Annotated in this window: 17 protein-coding genes and 2 pseudogenes; 14 read left to right on the top strand and 5 right to left on the bottom strand. The window is 58.9% G+C overall.

Annotation, left to right across the window (positions count from 1 at the left end; all coding sequences use genetic code 11):
• Window positions 1–37 precede the first annotated feature (37 nt).
• The 6 genes and pseudogenes from EO99_RS0121705 to EO99_RS26020 all read left to right on the top strand — a co-directional run.
• On the top strand, window positions 38–1,996 hold the full coding sequence (locus EO99_RS0121705) for a hypothetical protein (RefSeq protein ID WP_029620669.1): 1,959 nt from the start codon (window positions 38–40) through the stop codon (window positions 1,994–1,996).
• 32 nt (window positions 1,997–2,028) lie between these two features.
• Window positions 2,029–2,247, top strand: a complete 219-nt coding sequence (locus EO99_RS28365; protein ID WP_077067145.1) for a hypothetical protein — start codon at window positions 2,029–2,031, stop codon at window positions 2,245–2,247.
• A gap of 27 nt (window positions 2,248–2,274) precedes the next feature.
• Window positions 2,275–3,516, top strand: coding sequence for a YcaO-like family protein (locus EO99_RS0121700; protein WP_037112678.1), 1,242 nt, complete (start codon window positions 2,275–2,277; stop codon window positions 3,514–3,516).
• Window positions 3,513–4,217 (top strand): TfuA-like protein, encoded by a 705-nt coding sequence (locus EO99_RS0121695; protein ID WP_029620667.1) that lies wholly within the window; start codon window positions 3,513–3,515, stop codon window positions 4,215–4,217. The genes EO99_RS0121700 and EO99_RS0121695 overlap by 4 nt, the downstream gene beginning before the upstream one ends.
• A gap of 128 nt (window positions 4,218–4,345) precedes the next feature.
• The gene (locus EO99_RS0121690; RefSeq protein WP_029620666.1) at window positions 4,346–4,597 is read left to right on the top strand and encodes a hypothetical protein; all 252 of its coding nucleotides are present in this window, start codon (window positions 4,346–4,348) and stop codon (window positions 4,595–4,597) included.
• Window positions 4,598–4,962: 365 nt separating this feature from the next.
• Window positions 4,963–5,465 (top strand): annotated as a pseudogene (locus tag EO99_RS26020) (transposase); the annotation flags it as partial.
• A gap of 89 nt (window positions 5,466–5,554) precedes the next feature.
• On the opposite strand, the gene EO99_RS0121675 reads toward EO99_RS26020, so the two are convergent.
• The 4 genes and pseudogenes from EO99_RS0121675 to EO99_RS28710 form a co-directional block, all read right to left on the bottom strand.
• Window positions 5,555–6,007 carry a DUF1772 domain-containing protein gene (locus EO99_RS0121675; RefSeq protein ID WP_029620665.1) on the bottom strand — a complete coding sequence of 151 codons (453 nt, stop codon included), beginning with the start codon at window positions 6,005–6,007 and terminating at the stop codon, window positions 5,555–5,557.
• Between the two features lie 19 nt (window positions 6,008–6,026).
• Window positions 6,027–6,185, bottom strand: coding sequence for a hypothetical protein (locus EO99_RS28025; RefSeq protein ID WP_173425155.1), 159 nt, complete (start codon window positions 6,183–6,185; stop codon window positions 6,027–6,029).
• 1,015 nt (window positions 6,186–7,200) lie between these two features.
• Window positions 7,201–7,494 carry a hypothetical protein gene (locus EO99_RS27670; RefSeq protein WP_156034950.1) on the bottom strand — a complete coding sequence of 98 codons (294 nt, stop codon included), beginning with the start codon at window positions 7,492–7,494 and terminating at the stop codon, window positions 7,201–7,203.
• A gap of 101 nt (window positions 7,495–7,595) precedes the next feature.
• A pseudogene (locus EO99_RS28710) lies at window positions 7,596–7,800 on the bottom strand (LysR family transcriptional regulator); the annotation flags it as partial.
• Window positions 7,801–7,852: 52 nt separating this feature from the next.
• On the opposite strand from EO99_RS28710, the gene EO99_RS26980 reads away from it, so the two are divergent.
• Entirely contained in the window at window positions 7,853–8,116 is a 264-nt protein-coding gene (locus tag EO99_RS26980) for a helix-turn-helix domain-containing protein (protein WP_328286611.1), read from the top strand.
• A 137-nt stretch (window positions 8,117–8,253) separates the two neighbouring features.
• Here the strand turns inward: EO99_RS26980 and EO99_RS0121665 are convergent, their stop codons facing one another.
• Window positions 8,254–9,177, bottom strand: a complete 924-nt coding sequence (locus EO99_RS0121665; protein ID WP_081852161.1) for a LysR family transcriptional regulator — start codon at window positions 9,175–9,177, stop codon at window positions 8,254–8,256.
• Between EO99_RS0121665 and EO99_RS0121660 the strand changes: the two genes are divergently transcribed.
• The 7 genes from EO99_RS0121660 (at window position 9,118) to EO99_RS0121635 (ending at window position 15,005) form a co-directional block, all read left to right on the top strand.
• Window positions 9,118–10,236, top strand: a complete 1,119-nt coding sequence (locus EO99_RS0121660; protein ID WP_210165097.1) for a TAXI family TRAP transporter solute-binding subunit — start codon at window positions 9,118–9,120, stop codon at window positions 10,234–10,236. The two genes, EO99_RS0121665 and EO99_RS0121660, sit on opposite strands and share 60 nt — an antisense overlap.
• A 10-nt stretch (window positions 10,237–10,246) precedes the next feature.
• Complete coding sequence (locus tag EO99_RS0121655) at window positions 10,247–12,109, top strand: TRAP transporter permease (protein WP_029620662.1); 1,863 nt, start codon at window positions 10,247–10,249, stop codon at window positions 12,107–12,109.
• The gene (locus EO99_RS0121650) at window positions 12,106–13,449 is read left to right on the top strand and encodes an acyclic terpene utilization AtuA family protein (RefSeq protein WP_029620661.1); all 1,344 of its coding nucleotides are present in this window, start codon (window positions 12,106–12,108) and stop codon (window positions 13,447–13,449) included. The genes EO99_RS0121655 and EO99_RS0121650 overlap by 4 nt, the downstream gene beginning before the upstream one ends.
• A complete protein-coding gene (locus tag EO99_RS0121645) occupies window positions 13,436–13,738 on the top strand; it encodes an AtuA-related protein (protein WP_029620660.1) in 303 nt (100 codons plus the stop codon). Before EO99_RS0121650 ends, EO99_RS0121645 begins: the two co-directional genes overlap by 14 nt.
• A gap of 235 nt (window positions 13,739–13,973) precedes the next feature.
• Window positions 13,974–14,252 (top strand): type II toxin-antitoxin system ParD family antitoxin, encoded by a 279-nt coding sequence (locus tag EO99_RS0121640; RefSeq protein ID WP_029620659.1) that lies wholly within the window; start codon window positions 13,974–13,976, stop codon window positions 14,250–14,252.
• A 2-nt stretch (window positions 14,253–14,254) separates the two neighbouring features.
• A complete protein-coding gene (locus EO99_RS28355) occupies window positions 14,255–14,461 on the top strand; it encodes a type II toxin-antitoxin system RelE/ParE family toxin (RefSeq protein WP_235776902.1) in 207 nt (68 codons plus the stop codon).
• Between the two features lie 148 nt (window positions 14,462–14,609).
• Window positions 14,610–15,005: a hypothetical protein gene (locus EO99_RS0121635; RefSeq protein ID WP_029620658.1), complete on the top strand. Its 396-nt coding sequence runs from the start codon at window positions 14,610–14,612 to the stop codon at window positions 15,003–15,005.
• The last annotated feature ends 1 nt before the right edge of the window (window position 15,006 follow it).

Genomic DNA, 15,006 nt, shown 5'->3' with positions numbered 1-15,006 from the left:
TTTTCGACCAACCATCACGGAACGATCGCGGGGAGCAATGGCGTTCAGGCTGCTGACACTGGGAGAGTTGCGGCTTTTGAATCCGTCGTCGAACGCCGTGCCCTTTCCCGAGAAAGGCTTGCTCATCCTTGCCTACCTGCTCACTCATCCGCAGCGCACTCAGTCACGGTCGGCTCTGTCGAGGCTGTTGTGGGACAAGGTCGAACCGGCGCAGGCCTATACGAATCTGCGCAAGACGCTGTCGCGGATAGAAGCCCGCCAGCAGGAGCTGGGTCATCGGTTCATCGAGATCACGGCGTCCGACATCAAGCTCGATGACAGGACAATCGAATGCGACGTCGTGGAGCTCCAGAGGCCGGCTTCAGGGGATGCGCTCGGCGATCTGCGCGCGCTGGTCGGATTGTTCTGTCGCCTGTTTCTCGAAGACATAGAGACCACAAACGACATTCTTTCGGCATGGATCAGGCAGCAGCAGCAACAGCACCTCACCCGATTGCGCGAAAGCTTGATGGAAGCAATTCCAATCGCGAAATCCGCGCCAGACATCGCGCTCGTCAAGGATGCGGCCCTGCGGATCTTCCAGCACAACCCGGATGACAAGAAGATCGTCGCTGTGCTTTCAGGAACCTATTCCACAGAGGGGAAGGTTCAAAACGCTCGCAACATCTTCGACGCCCAAAAGCAGAAATTGTTTGGCACCCTGACGCTCGGCCCCGACATTCATGCGCTGAATGTCGTCAGAAAAGTCTTTGAGAAGCAAAGCGGTATTCTGTCCGCTCCGCTGTACGAAGATAAACACCGATCTCTTGCTAGAGCAGCAGACACTGGCCCCGGGCGGACCGTGCCAAGGCTGGTATTGTTGCCGCCGGTAGAGAGCATAGCCGGCGGCCAACCCTTCTTGCCTTTCGCCGATGCACTTGTCGAAGACGTCACCATCGCGCTCTGTTCCCTGACCTCCGTTTCCGTTGTCGCCCCCTATACGGCAGCTCAAATTGGCCGGCATTCGGACAAAGCCGAGACGATCGCGCAGCATTCCATCTCCTACGTACTGGACGCAAAACTCTCCGGCGACGGCGCCCAGCGCTACCTGTTCGTGCAGCTGATCTATTTTCCAAACGATGAGATCATCTGGGCGGACCGATACGACATGGACAAAGACAATCTGGCTGCCCAGCGCCGCCAGATTGCGCGCCGGATTTCCATGGCGATCACGGGCCAGATTGAACGCAACGAGCTTTCGCGCGAATGTTTCGAGCGGAGCCCGACCGCCTACCATCACTATCTTCTCGGACAGCGGCATCTGAAGAACCTCGGTCTTCCCGATATCCGCCGCGCGCGCAAGGAATTTAGGACAGCCCTTCGTGACAGCCCATATTTCTCACCGGCGTTGAGCGGCATTGCGCGAAGCTATTCCCGGGAATGGCTGATCACGGCGCGAGGCGACACCGAGCTTTTGGAAGAAGCCGAAAAGCACGCCGTTCGCGCTATTGCGGCCGGCCAGGACATGGTCGGCGGCTATAGAGAGCTCGGCGTTGCAAAGATGCTTCTCGGTGGCATCGATGAAAGTGTCGAGGCCCTGGAGCTGGCCGAGACGCTGAGCCCGCATTATGCCGACGTTGCCGCAGATTATGCCGATACCCTCGTTCATGCGTCTGAGCCCAGGCGAGCACTCGAGAAAATCGAAAAGGCCATCGACCTCAATCCGCTCAGCCCCGATGTCTACCTCTGGACGGCAGCCGGAGCGAGCTATTGCCTGGGAGAATATGAGCAGGCGCTGTCCTACATTAACCGGATGGCCGATAGCGGGCTTGCAAATCGGCTTTCGGCCGCAAGCTGGGCTATGCTCGGTAACCAGAGGCGGGCAAAGGCCTTCGTGCGCAAGACCCGTGAAACCAATCCCGACTTCAATGTCGATACCTGGCTGGCTGCCGTTCCCATAAAAGAGCAATGGCAAAAAGATCACTATCGTGATGGCCTGCGAAAGGCAGGTTTCTGAGATACGCTGTCCAACAGAGAGGGATTCGAAACGTGGCAAGAGTCGTCGTTCTTGGAGTACCCGGAGAAACCGGACTATGGGTTGCAGATCTTGACGCGGGCACGGTCACCGCGTTTCAGCCACCGGCAGGAAGCGCGCTGGACGCGGCCAGCAAACTGCGCGCCAGCGGGGCCGTAATCCTCAAAGGGGTGGATTTCTCTGTCGCCGTAAAATCTGCAGATGACGCCTTCTCCGGACATCTCGACGGATAGTTTCGCAAACGGCGCGGCCTGGCGACCATGATATTGCTGAACGACCAAAACCCGATACCGGGACCTCCTGAGGCCACTGCCCCCTCGCCCACCTATTCCGACCGAATCTGCTCGACTGAAGAGACACTCAGCCGCGTTATACCCTTCCTGCCACGTTATGGGATTACGCGTGTTTCCCGTTTGACGGGTCTCGACACGATCGGGGTTCCGGTCTGGAGCGCGATTTCTCCCAACGCTCGCTCCATCGTCATCCATCACGGGAAGGGCGTCACCGATACCGATGCCAGGGTTTCTGCAACGATGGAGGCCCTTGAACGTGCCGTCGCCGGCAATCCACCGATGGACACGATCATTGCCACACGGGCAAGTCTTCATGCAGAAGGGCATGCGGTCAACTGTCTCGAGGGCCTGATCGCCCGAGGGCAAACGGACATAGGAGACGAAGAGACAATCGCGTGGGTTCGGGGGACAGACGTTCTCTCCACGGTCGACACCTGGGTTCCCTATGAGGCTGTTGTCCTTGACCGGACCCCGGACGTGGTCCGGTTCTGGCAGTCATCCGATGGCCTGGCATCCGGCAATACGCTCCTGGAGGCAAGCTTCCATGGGGTGCTGGAACGCATCGAACGGGATGCAGAAATCCTGTGGAACATTGCGGGCGAAGAACAGCGGCTAGAGACCTGCTGCGACCCCTTCAGCCTTGAGGATCCGATCATAGATGACCTCGTTGGCAGGATCGACGGCGCTGGCCTGACGCTTCGGCTGTTCGACATCACCAGTGATATCGGTATCGCCTGTTTCGCCGCGTTTTTAGGACCAGCCCCGATTGCGACAAGAAGCTTGCCCCGCTTTATCGATGTGACCAAGGGAAGTGGCGCGCATCCAGATCCTGTGCGGGCCGCCATCCGGGCAATTACAGAAGCGATCCAGTCACGGCTGACCTATATCAGCGGCGCGCGGGACGACCTCTATCCGCAGACATTCAATCGCCCGCTGCCCCCGGAGATTATTCGCTACTTTGATACAAAGCCAAGGCCGGTGCCTTTCCCGCACACATCCGGCTCTGTTGCTTTGGGCGAACTGTACGACACCGTTTTAGGGCATCTTGGAAACAGATCTGTTGGCTCCGTCATCGTGGTTCCGTTGACGCCCCCTGATCTCCCGTTCTCAGTCACCAAAGTCCTGGTGCCGGACCTTGAAAATCCGCAAGGGACGCGAAAGCGACGGTTTGGGCCAAGGGGCATATCGAAGGCATTGTTTTCGCTATGAAGCTTGTCTTTGTCGGCCCCACGCTTCCGGATGCAACAAGCCTGGTTCCGCCCGGCATCGAAATTCGCGGTCCGGCCATTCATCGGGATATCCTCGCCGCGGTCAATGAGGGTGCAACGGTCATCGGATTGATCGACGGTTGCTTTGAGAACGTCGCTCCGGTCTGGCACAAGGAAATTCTCTTTGCCCTCTCAAACGGTGTGCGCATCTATGGCGCAAGCAGCATGGGGGCGCTGAGGGCTGCTGAATGTGCAGCCTTTGGAATGATCGGAGTCGGGAAAATCTATGCCCAATATGCCGGCGGCCACCGTGTCGACGATGCCGATGTCGCCCAGATCCACGGGCCGCCGGAGATGAACTACCTTTCGCTCTCGGAACCTCTGGTCAATGTCCTTGCCACCCTTGATCATTTGTTGTCGCGGCAGGAACTTGCAGCCGCGGAGTACAGGAGCCTTAGGGCAAGTGCAGAAAGACTGTTCTTCAAGGACCGAAGCTACCGCACCATCGTTGCCAGTGCCAACCTGCCAGAACACGCCTCGCGACAGCATCTGGAGGAACTCTTGCGTTTCAACGCTGTCAACCAGAAACGCCTTGATGCGCTGGAACTGCTGGACACGATTGCCGCCGCTGAAAACACGCGGCGACAGGCTCCGGTGGACTGGGACTTCGCCTCGACCACGCAGTGGCGAAACATTCTCTAGCGTTTAGCGGTTGTGAACGCCTCCTATGCATACACTCCAAGCTGTGTCACGCGCGTGTCACGCGCAATCCCTGAGTTTCTAAATTATCCTTCGCTGCAGGCACTTCGCCAAGCAACGAAGGACTGATTATGGCGCCCGACACTCTTGAACAACCCGCCCATGAAATGGACGATCGCAGGTACGAACTGGTCTCGCTTGCGCGGCTTGTCACCTATGCGCGAAACACCGCGAAAGATCTCAAGGTCGAGTTCTCGACCTATTGCCTCGATCTGGCTTTGGGCGCGCTGCTTGAGGAGATGACAAAAAGCGGTGTTGGCGATGTGGAGGCAGCCGACCAAGAGGATCACGCCGCGAGCTTCGTCTCGGGAATGTCGCACTAACAATGCCGCGGCGAGTCGGTTCTGTTTATTATCAGCGATGCATAGCCGCGACTTTCTATTCTCTAAAGAAATGGAACGGCCGGCCGCGATATTGGAAGTCAACTGCCCGTGGATCGAAACCGGGTAGCCGAATTGTTGCGGATACCGCAACGCAGTTAGGACGTGCCGGAGAGGGGCAAAGCTGTAGAGTGATCCAGGCAACATCGGCCCATGCTAGGCGGCATATCAGGAATACGGAATGCATCTCCATGACCTGCCTATCAGTGTCCTCCTTCATCCTTGTTGCTTGGCTTGTAGGCAGTGTCTCCATGACGGCTTCATCTCCGTATAGGTACATGTTTCGATCTCCGCGAAAGGAGATTTTCATGCGCCGTCACGAGTTGAGGGACGAAGAATGGACAGTCATTGCACCACTGCTGCCGACCGACAGCCGTGATGACCGCCGGGTGATCAACGGCATCCTGTGAGTCCTTGCATGGGACGTTCTTGCGGCGGCCTGACAGCCAAGATCCACGCGCTTGTTGATGCCCATGGTCTCCCGGCCCGGCTGGAGCTTGCTGCAGGCAAGGCTGCCGATGCAGCCACGCACGAGAAGCTGCTGAGCGGCGTAAAACCCGGCGCGACAGCACTCAGCGACAAGGCTCACGACAGTGACGATCCAGAGCCTCACCAAGCAACGCAGATGTTGGGTCAACATCCCAGCAAAGGCCAATCGCAAGCAGACGTTCAGCTTCAGCCGACGGGTCTCCCGCCAGCGCAACCTCGTGGAACGTTCTTCAAATCAAAATGGATGCGGGACCTGAAAATACGACATGATCGACGCACCGAAAACTACCTGGCGCTCAAGCTTGCGGCAACCGGAATTTGGGCCGCCTTGGCGAATGAGCCCGTGCCCTCAATTTTAGAGCCTATCCGGAGTATACTGGCTTCGCTGGCGGGGACATAGCGGGTTGCGAACTATACCGCACGCCACGACAATACCGATAGGCATGTTAGGCAGAACGCCGCAAGGCAACAAAGTGCATTGGCCGCATGAGAATACTCCCACTGCCGCCTGAGCGCTTCCCAGTCCGAAGGGATACTGGTCCAGTCTGCGGTTGCCTGATTTGACGGCAACGTCCAGATAAAGAAGATCACGAACATCAATCCCAGCGAGACCGCCGCAGCCAGGGCCGTCCACGTCGGCCATGCCTGCGAGCGGGTGACCGAAGCCAGTGCTGTGTTCGCGATCAATGCAAGGAGCCACACCACGCCCAGAAGTGACCAACCGGAATAGATGCCTTGAGCGATGAAGTAGTCGGCTTGGGACATCCCGATCTTATTTGGCATTGCGGCCATGTGAGCTGCCGACGGCACGATCGCGAGGGCCGTCACCAGAAGCGCAAAGAACTGAAGGACCTTGATGATCATCTTCCCGACAGCCCTCTGGTTAAGTGCGACGTGATTCCAGATAGTGCCATAGACCCGCCGTGATAGCACCAGCGGCAATGCAAATCGCGATACCGATCGCCGTATTCCCTCCGGCATATCCAAATGCAGCGCCCAGAATTACGCCCGCGAGAATACCCCAAATCAGCTTTCCGGCCATGATGGCCTCCTCAACTTGTAGAGCTGACTATCTGCCACGGCAATTTGATCATTTCTTGACGAAATGGCAATCAGCCGTGGCTAGTTCAGCGTTCCTGCACAGTGGGATATTCATCCGTCGTACCGTCAGCGCTGTGCCAGCCTCATCCTCCGGCGACCAAAGGGAGCGCGGTTCCACAAGCGACCAACTCTGATGAGAAAAGACAGCACCGGCATGGCAGCAGCCATTCAGCCCCCCTGTTGCAGACGGACCCTCGCCATCGCCGGGCAAATCGGCAAAACGCCGCCCGCGCCTGTTGGGCTTTTCTGGTGCAACAGAGACGCAGTCGGTTACCACCCAACGGGCGCATTTCGCCGAACTTGGACTTATCGCGGCCGTTGGCTTTCCCAACGTCCCAGCTCCGGTGGCCATCGTTCGTGAAGTTGAAGATACTCAGTTACCCGCAGCGGCACGATTTGCCCTAACAGCGATTGCCGACCAAATCGACGCCCTGGCTGACCAGATCGACCTGCTCGAACGTACCATCGTTACGGAATCGAAGCGCAATGAAAGCATGCCAGCGGTCATGTGCCGCACCAAGGCCGTACATATGGACGAACCGTCCTCGTGTGTGAAACCGATCGCAAAGCCCCTTGCACCGCGGGCCGTTCCACATAGGAGGTTGTAGAGGTTCGACACAGAGCCGGTAAGGCGATGGAGCGCAGTGGGCCGGGCTGGAAGTGACGGATCGCGACTGATGTAGACAGGTGGATAGTCCGCTGTCGCGCCGGACTATCCACATGAAAGACCGCAGCGGTGGTGTGGTTCTCGGCGGCGACCCGATCCGGAGACCTGCCTTTCATTGAGGGAGAGCTCAGCGCCTCCCCGCACCAGCCGCGAAACCGCTACGGCGCCTCTTCCGGCATCGTCGAGCCTCGGGCTTCCGGGCCGCAGAAGCCGGCGGCCCCAGTTGTTCATCCCTCGGGATGCGGGGTTTATCTAACCATACCGCGCTTGGTCGGGCAGCCCCACACGCTCAATCACCTGACGCATACAGCAAGGAGATGTCGCGGTGGTGTAACTGGCAATCAGAGCTTTCCGCCTTCACGACCGCACGTCTTGGCTCAAGAACAACCCTGCAACCATTATTGTAACTGTACTCACGGTCGCCATTTGGCCTTGTTTTTCGTACTGGGGTCTCATCCATGGGTCGATCACCGGTAGCAACGCCGGGACCAGCCGTGTTCGTCGGCTGATGGGAGCCGGCAACGGAGCACGCTGCCAGCACCGCAATCAACGGCAGGACAAACGACAGGTTTCTGGTTTGCATGATGTTCTCCTTTTTAATGGCGAGAGGCTCGCCGCTGCAACGCGCCCTTGAAACGTCGCTCGGCAAATGTGCTTCGGCCTGTTCGTCGGAGGTCTCGGCCCAGACTCGGTCGGATCTTCTTTGTTCCAGGCCACAACCAACCCAATCTTGAAGTCGCGCCCCTCACCTTCTTCAGCTCAAAGTTGCGATCGGGGAGACCCGCGTCCATTCCGGAGCAAAACCGACGCCAAGGCCGGCCGATACCAGCGACACACGCGAAAAGGTGTCATCGCAGGTGTAGCTGACATTACCCGCCAGATCATGCTTACTCAATATTGCTCGTAGCCATAGAGGTGTCACCTAGGAACAAGTTGTTCCTATGGAACTTCTCGCGAGACGGCTTCAGGAACGATCCAAGCAGCTCGGCATTTCAAATGCTGAGGCGTCACGGCGGATGGGATTAGATGAGCGGCGGTATGCGCATTGCACTTCTGGACGAAGAGAACCTGACCTCGCGACCTTGGTCCGTATTGCTGAGGCCCTTGGCACTACACCCAACTGGTTGTTGGGGGTACCGGCTAAGTTGAGCGATGATACCAAGGTCTCTTCTCTACTCGCTTCACGAACGCCGCAAGCGGCATGAAACTCCAAGAACTGGAATTATGCGTCATACAGGCAGAAGCCGTCGCCGCTGCTCACCGCAGCTAGATTAGGTCGTCGGAAGCGCGGATTCCGTGGAAGAACCCAACTGCATGTCGCTCCTGATAAGTCCCCAATGGGCTAACGCTGATGCGTAGCCACGTGACCAAAGCCATGCTGACGGAGATAATTCAGGAATGCCGCCACGTTCGGCGAAGGAGAGCTCCCCGCACGGCGCACCAACCCGATATGGCGGCGTTCGCCCATGCCCTTGAGCTTGCGCTGAACCAGTCGGTCCATCTTCAAGACCGCCAAGGTTAGTTGAGGCAACACTGTCACCCCCAGCCCCTCCGTGACAAACGCGCCTGCGGTGGCGAGATGGGAGACTTCGAAGCGAGGTGTGAGGATATAGCCGTGGCGCTGACAGGCCGCGTCCGTCAGGTCTCTGACGCTCGTTCCCTTGGCCATGGCGATGAATGGCATCGTCATGACTTCCTCCCATTCATAGACGCGGTCTTGCGCAAGTGGTCCCTCTACCGCACCTACAGCCACAAACTCGTCATCCAGAAGGGGCTGGAAGGCCAGACGCCGACGATCCGATATTGCTCCTGCCGTAAAGCCGATGTCAGCATTGCCGCTCTCTACGGCATCCAGCACGGCAGCGGACAAGGCATCTATGATGCGCAGGTCTATTTCTGGAAACTGAGCTGCAAACCCCCGCAGAAGCTTCGGCAAAACACCCGCCGTGATTGATGGCAATCCTGCGATCGTCAGCGTTCCACGTCGTGCCGACAGATGCGCGTTGAATTCCGACATCACGTCCTCGGCCGTATTCAGCATCCTCTCTGCCAGCTTGACGAAGGTTTCTCCAGACGCGGTGAGGGAAAGATTACGGGTGTCGCGATCAAACAGACGAGCGCTCAAAAGCTCTTCGAGCATCGAAAGATGCCGCGATATCGCCGAGGTCGACAGCCCCACGTCTTCTGATACCGCTCGGAGCGAACCGTGCTGAGCCAAGAGCAGCACCAGGCGAAAATCTGCGATGCGCATATTGTTGCGATTCATGCAACAATTATCGAGAAATTTGCACTTCCCGCAAGATCTTATTTCTGTGAACCTGCAAGCGAACTCAGGGAGGAGTTCACAGGGAGGAAAATCATGAGACGTGTTCTAGGAACGCTTTTTGGCGTCACCATGCTGGCTGGCGCTGCAATGGCGCAGGATGCAAAGGATCTGCTGGTCGGTTCCACTTCGGCATCATCCAGTCACTATGGGTACTTTGTCGCCGTCGGGCAGATCATCAATGAGAGGGTCGACGGCGTGAAGGCATCCGTGGTCGAAACCGGTGCGACGATGGACAATATCCGTCGGATGGAGCGCGGACAGATAGACCTCGGTCTCGTCACCACCAATGTGGCGCAACATGCCACCGCCGGCACCAATGAATTCGAAGGCCGCCCTCAAGACCTGCGGTTGCTGTGGGTCTACACCGGTGCGCCGCAGAACGTCGTTGTGAGACAAGATGCCGGCGTCTCCGATCTCAAGGGCCTGGAGGGCGTGCGGTTCAATCCCGGCATCAAGGGCTCCGCCACCGAGGCAACGACAGAAGCGGTCTTCAAAACCCTGGGCTTGTCGGCCGACTATGTACGAGGATCGACGACCGACGTTGTTGACATGATCAAGGACAATCGGGTTGCCGGCTATGTCAAATCGGGGTCCGGCAACAAGCTCGACGGCTCGACCATGGACGTGGCCACCTCGACCCCGATTTCCATCCTCAGCCTGGACAAGGATCAGGCGGAGATACTGCGCAGCAAGATGCCTGACATCTCAGTCGTTGACGTGCCCGAAGGGGCTGCGGAGGGCGTTCCGGCCTATACGACCTGGAGCTTCGGCGTGGGCGTTGGCGCGCCGTCATCGATGGATGAGGACACGGCCTACAAGATCCTCAAGGCGGTCATGGAGGACACCTCGACGCAGGCCAATGCTCTATCAACTCTCAAGAACGAGAAGCTTGCCGATCTTACCCTGCAGTTCGGCACTATCCCTCTCCATCCCGGTGCCGCCCGCTGGTTTATTGAGCAGGGCATTGATCTGCCCTCGAAACTGAAGCCAAAGTCCTGAGGGGGCGGCAATGACGCTCTCACGCGTGCAGAAGTCCCTGGCGATCATCGTCGGGGCCTTTGTTTTCTACACCGCCGCTACCGGCCCGTTCGAGGGATTGATCCAGCGCGCGATCTTTCTGGCGCTCGTCTCGTGCCTGGGTTTCGCACTCTATCCTCTCGGTGGCGGCAAGTCGTGGCGCCGCTTGGGGTTGGCTATCGACGTCACGCTGGCGGTGGTGACGGTTGCTGCCTGCGGCTACATCGTCTGGCACTACGACGCCATCATGACCACCCTGCCCTGGGCCACCACGCTCGACATGACGTTGACGGCAGCCTTGGTGCTTGCTGTGCTCGAGCTTGGGCGACGCACGGTCGGCATTATCTTTCCTGCCATGGTCGTGATCGGTCTTGCCTATGCGCTGCTCGGCCACCTGCTGCCCGGCGCCCTTGGCCATCGTGGTTTCGATGGCGCCTTCGTCACAGAGACCCTGTTTCTCGGAGATCTCGGTATCTGGGGATCGTTGACCGGCGTCGCCGCGACGGTGATCGCGGCTTTCGTCCTGTTTGGTGCGCTGCTGCTGCACACCGGTGGTGGACAAGCCTTCATGGATCTCGCCATGCGCCTTGGCGGTCGTCAGCCTGGGGGAGCAGCCAAGATCGCAACCATCGCCAGCGGGCTTTTCGGCATGATTTCCGGTTCGGCGGTCGCGAACGTTGCCACGACCGGCAATTTCACCATCCCGATGATGATCAGGCTCAGATATCCGCCTGCTTTTGCAGCGGCAGTGGAGGCCGTGGCCTCAACTGGTGGGCAGATCGCACCGCCGATCATGGGTGCTGCGGCCTTCGTGATGGCCGAGATCCTCGGCATACCTTACGTCACCATTATCGTCGCGGCAATCCTGCCCGCACTTCTCTTCTACGTCTCGGTGTTCGTGACGGTACATTTCGTGTCGATACGTCGCGGGCTTGCAGTCGTGCCGGAAGATGAACTGCCCGAATGGCGCAGCATCCTTGCGTTGCGACGGATCCTACCGACGGTCTTCGCGCTTGGCGGCCTCGGGATCGGCATATGGCTGGGGCGTTCGATTTCGACCTCCGCCTTCTACGGCGTCATTGGTCTCCTCATCGCCTTTGTTGCAACGGAGGCGGGCCGGCTCAGCCTGCGGCAGATGGCGGGCCAGGTCGTCGACGGACTGGAGGACGCCGGCAAAGGTCTCGTCATCATTGGTGTCCTCTTGGCCGGCGCTCAGATCCTGGTATCCATGATCAACCTGACGGGTATCGGCGTGACGCTGTCTTCGATGATCGTTTCGATCGCCGGAGATTCTGTCATCCTGGTGTCCTTCATCGTCGCTGCGGTTTGTTTAATCATGGGCATGGGTCTTCCGACCACAGCCGCCTATGTCCTTGTCGCTGCTGTTCTTGCCCCGGCCATGACGGCCGTCGGCTTCGACCCGCTCGCAGCCCATCTCTTCGTCTTCTACTTTGCCACCATTTCGGTCATTACGCCGCCGGTCTGCGTCGCGGTCTTTGTCGCGGCCGGGATTGCCAAGACGCCCTGGCTGCCTGCGGCGGGTGAAGCTGTTCGCCTTGGCGCCGTGACCTATATCGTGCCGTTCCTGTTCCTGCTCTATCCGGGCATGACCATGCGCGGCAGCCTGTTCGACATCATCGAAGCGACAACGGCGGGCCTGGCATTGGTGCTCGCGGTCCCCGCTCTTCTTGCCGGCCTGCGTCTCACCGGACATCGCGTAGTTGATGTGGCGCTCCTGCTTCTGGTGATCGGTCTCGCGATTTACCCGCAGCCCGTCACGCCTTTCATCGCGCTGGCTCTTTTTGTCGGGGCTTGGAAATTTGCACCCGCACGCGCAAAGGCAGTTTCAGCATGAGCATCGTCAGGATTGGTACAGGCGCTGGTTTTCAGGGCGATCGGATCGACCCGGCGGTCGATCTTGCAAAGCGTGGCGAGCTCGACTTTCTCGTGTTCGAATGCCTTGCCGAGCGCACGATCGCGCTCGCCCAGCTGGCAAAGCTCAAAAACCCTAAGCTCGGCTACGATCCGCTGCTGGAGCGTCGGATGCGGGCCGTTCTGCCCCACTGTGTTCGCTCCAGAACCCGGATCGTGACGAATATGGGCGCCGCCAATCCTCGCGCGGCGGCTGAACGGACAAGCGCCATCGCCCTGGAGCTTGGGCTTAGAGATCTCAAGGTCGCAGCCGTGCTCGGCGATGATGTCCTGGATCGTGCAGGTCCACTCGTTCTTGATGAGACCGGGCAACGAGCAGATGCCCTGGGGGGTCGACTGGTGTCGGCGAATGCCTACATTGGCGTCGCCTCGATCGTCGATGCCCTCGATCACGGCGCCGACGTCGTCATTTGCGGGCGCGCCTCCGACCCTGCACTCTTCCTGGCCCCCTTGATCCACAAGTTCGGCTGGGCATCCAATGACTGGACACGGCTTGGCCGCGGGACCCTGGTCGGGCATCTTCTGGAATGCGCCGCTCAGGTGACGGGCGGCTATTTTGCGGATCCCGGCGTCAAGGATGTGCCGGGGCTGGCCAACCTCGGCTTCCCTATCGCCGAGGTTTCGGCGGATGGCAACGCCGTCATAACCAAGCTTGCCGGCACAGGCGGCTTGGTGACCCGCGCGACCTGCGCCGAGCAGATGCTTTACGAGATCCACGATCCCGCTCGCTATTACCAGCCCGACGTCATCGCAGACTTCTCGGCAGTGACGCTCGAGGAAATCGCTCCGGATCGCGTTGCGGTGCATGGCGCGGATGGCCATCCCGCCACCGGCAGGTTCAAGGTTTCGGTCGGCTATCGCGATGGCTGGCTTGGTGAGGGGCAGATCTCCTATGGTGGAAGCAACTGCGTCGCCCGCGGAGAGCTCGCCGGCGCTGTACTACGCGAACGCCTGGCCGAGATGCGTGGTAGGATTCTCGAAGACCGTGTGGACCTAATCGGCTGGAACTCGATATCCCCCGGCAGAGCTCGAGGCGATACGCCCGCGGAAGTCAGGCTGCGCTATGCGGCCAGATGCAGCAACCGCGACTCCGCTTTGCAGATTGGGGAAGAGGTCGAGGGGCTCTATCTCAATGGCCCGGCTGGCGGCGGCGGCGTCTTCAGCTCCGTGCGGGAAATCATTGGCATTGCCTCAACGTTCATTGACGCGGCTGACGTCACTCCCTCGATCGCGTTCATGGAGACGCCCCATGAAATTGCATGAACTGGCGCATGCCAGGACCGGCGACAAAGGAGATATTTCCAACATCGCGGTGATCCTTTACCGTGCGGAGGATTGGGGCCGCATCTCAGCAGCCTTGACGCCCGCGAGCGTAGCTGCGCATCTCGGGCTGCCAGAAGAGCAGAAGATTGACCGCTATGCGCTACCGCAACTCCCTGCGCTCAACTTTGTGATCCATGGCGCTCTTGCTGGTGGTGTGACTCGATCGCTTGCGATCGATGCCCATGGCAAATGCCTTGCATCGGTTCTTTTGGAAATGGAGCTGGATTAGTTCGACAGGATCTTAGGAGTCAGGTGGTTTGCGCCGCTCGCAGGTAGATGCGCCGAAACAGGCCCTTCATCAACGCGTAGCGCAACGTTTCCTATTGGCGCAAAGCGGCGAAAGCCTAGGCCTTGACTAGATTCGAACCTGCGGTCACTGGTTTTACTGCTGCGAGGGAACGGACAGACAATCGGGTTCCGGCATTGTGTGTAGCTCCGAATGCGGTGGTCGGAGGCTGGAAAACATGGCAATGGTCGAGAAGATTACAATCGAACTGGCATCCGAAACGGCAGGCTTTGTTCGAAGCGCGGTTGATGCTGGCGAATATGCATCGACGAGTGAAGCCATTAGTGATGCCGTCCGCGAATGGAAGGAGCGACGGGATTTGCTCGGCCACACGGTAGAGGATCTACGAGCGCTCGTGCAGGAGGGCATCGAAAGCGGCCCAAGTTCGCGCACGTCAATGGCAGAGGTAAAAGCCGCAGCGCGCGATCGATTAGAAGCTTCTCGACACGAACGCTAACCGTGCTTCCAATTATCCGAACCAACCGTGCGGACGAAGACCTGATCGAGATATGGTCCTACATAGCCATTGACAACAAATCTGCAGCTGATCGTGTTCTTGACGCGATTGAAGCACGCTGGACAGTCTCGCCCGACACCCCTGCTCGGGAGTTGCGCGCGACGATATCGGGCCTGGCAATCGGCATCTCGAGTCCGGTGAGTATCTGACTCTTTATGGGATCAGTGCCAGTCCCACTGAAATCGTCCGCGTCCTGCAGGGGCGCAGAAAGATGTCCTCGAAAGTCATTCTAAGAACGGGCATTGGTGGCACTGGGGCTGGACTGACGAGATTGAACTTCGGTAGCGCAGCTACCTAATGGATGAGCTTCTTCGCCTTGATGAGATGCGAACCAACGGCCCTCCTGATTGCCATCTTCAACTGCTCAGCGAGCTCGACCCCTCTCTTGCCTTCTGGTCCATGCCGTCGGTCCACGGCTGTCTGACGCCGGACGTGGTGCATCCGGCACGCCTGGCCTACAAGGCTGGAGCGATGGATACCGAGGTCGAAGCGGAACGATCAGCGCTTGCCAGGTCCATCCTTGTAACCGCGCCTAGAGATTTCGTTACCTCCGAAAGTCGTGCGAGACTGTTGCAGCTGTTGGTGACGGGCGTAACGCTATATCCGGCCGACAGCAGCGGCAGCGTCGTAGAGTCGGGAATTCGGTTTCGAAAGGAGGGCACGCTAGGCGAGCTGCATGAAACGCTGAGTTAGT

Origin of the sequence: Pseudorhizobium marinum, from assembly GCF_000705355.1 — a bacterium.
GTDB lineage: Bacteria > Pseudomonadota > Alphaproteobacteria > Rhizobiales > Rhizobiaceae > Neorhizobium > Neorhizobium pelagicum.
The sequence above is the reverse complement of the archived record's forward strand: the minus strand, read 5'-3'. Positions and strand labels throughout refer to the sequence as shown.

Coding starts and splice junctions, on each gene's coding strand:
- EO99_RS0121705 (WP_029620669.1), top strand. CDS start 38: ATGGCGTTCAGGCTGCTGACACTGGGAGAGTTGCGGCTTTTGAATCCG.
- EO99_RS0121700 (WP_037112678.1), top strand. CDS start 2,275: ATGATATTGCTGAACGACCAAAACCCGATACCGGGACCTCCTGAGGCC.
- EO99_RS0121695 (WP_029620667.1), top strand. CDS start 3,513: ATGAAGCTTGTCTTTGTCGGCCCCACGCTTCCGGATGCAACAAGCCTG.
- EO99_RS0121690 (WP_029620666.1), top strand. CDS start 4,346: ATGGCGCCCGACACTCTTGAACAACCCGCCCATGAAATGGACGATCGC.
- EO99_RS0121675 (WP_029620665.1), bottom strand. CDS start 6,007: ATGATCATCAAGGTCCTTCAGTTCTTTGCGCTTCTGGTGACGGCCCTC.
- EO99_RS28025 (WP_173425155.1), bottom strand. CDS start 6,185: ATGGCCGGAAAGCTGATTTGGGGTATTCTCGCGGGCGTAATTCTGGGC.
- EO99_RS27670 (WP_156034950.1), bottom strand. CDS start 7,494: ATGCAAACCAGAAACCTGTCGTTTGTCCTGCCGTTGATTGCGGTGCTG.
- EO99_RS26980 (WP_328286611.1), top strand. CDS start 7,853: ATGGAACTTCTCGCGAGACGGCTTCAGGAACGATCCAAGCAGCTCGGC.
- EO99_RS0121665 (WP_081852161.1), bottom strand. CDS start 9,177: ATGAATCGCAACAATATGCGCATCGCAGATTTTCGCCTGGTGCTGCTC.
- EO99_RS0121655 (WP_029620662.1), top strand. CDS start 10,247: ATGACGCTCTCACGCGTGCAGAAGTCCCTGGCGATCATCGTCGGGGCC.
- EO99_RS0121650 (WP_029620661.1), top strand. CDS start 12,106: ATGAGCATCGTCAGGATTGGTACAGGCGCTGGTTTTCAGGGCGATCGG.
- EO99_RS0121645 (WP_029620660.1), top strand. CDS start 13,436: ATGAAATTGCATGAACTGGCGCATGCCAGGACCGGCGACAAAGGAGAT.
- EO99_RS0121640 (WP_029620659.1), top strand. CDS start 13,974: ATGGCAATGGTCGAGAAGATTACAATCGAACTGGCATCCGAAACGGCA.
- EO99_RS0121635 (WP_029620658.1), top strand. CDS start 14,610: ATGGATGAGCTTCTTCGCCTTGATGAGATGCGAACCAACGGCCCTCCT.